The sequence below is a fragment of the Brevundimonas sp. UBA7838 genome, from assembly GCF_002500885.1.
Taxonomy (GTDB): domain Bacteria; phylum Pseudomonadota; class Alphaproteobacteria; order Caulobacterales; family Caulobacteraceae; genus Brevundimonas; species Brevundimonas vesicularis_C.
Genome location: NZ_DLTK01000009.1, coordinates 1 through 374 on the forward strand (window position 1 = coordinate 1; position 374 = coordinate 374).

At 68.7% G+C, this 374-nt stretch carries 1 protein-coding gene; it reads left to right on the top strand.

What is annotated here, in order from left to right; all coding sequences use genetic code 11:
* Nucleotides 1-165: 165 nt before the first annotated feature.
* The coding region (locus B3T77_RS00485; protein WP_292076026.1) for a glycine--tRNA ligase subunit alpha at nucleotides 166-374 on the top strand (209 nt) is incomplete at its 3' end.

Below are 374 nucleotides of genomic sequence, written 5' to 3' on the forward strand. Positions count from 1 at the left end.
CGCCGGTCGATTCGGCTGATCCCGCCGCCGACGGCGCGGCCGAAGCCAAACCGACCCCGAACTGATCAGTGTCATCCACGCGCTCGCTCGGTAGCGTGTTGAAGCGGAAGGCGGCGGGCCCTATGGTCCGCCGTCTTTTTTGCAGCCCCTCCCCACGAGCCCGATTTGACCACCTCGACCGAGCCGCTCGCGTTTCAGGACCTGATCCTGACGCTCCACCGCTATTGGGGCGAGCAGGGCTGCGCCATTCTTCAGCCCTATGACATCGAGGTCGGGGCCGGCACGCTACATCCCGCCACCGTCCTGCGCGCGCTCGGCTCCAAGCCGTGGAAGGCCGCCTATGTGCAGCCCAGCCGACGCCCCGGCGACGGCCG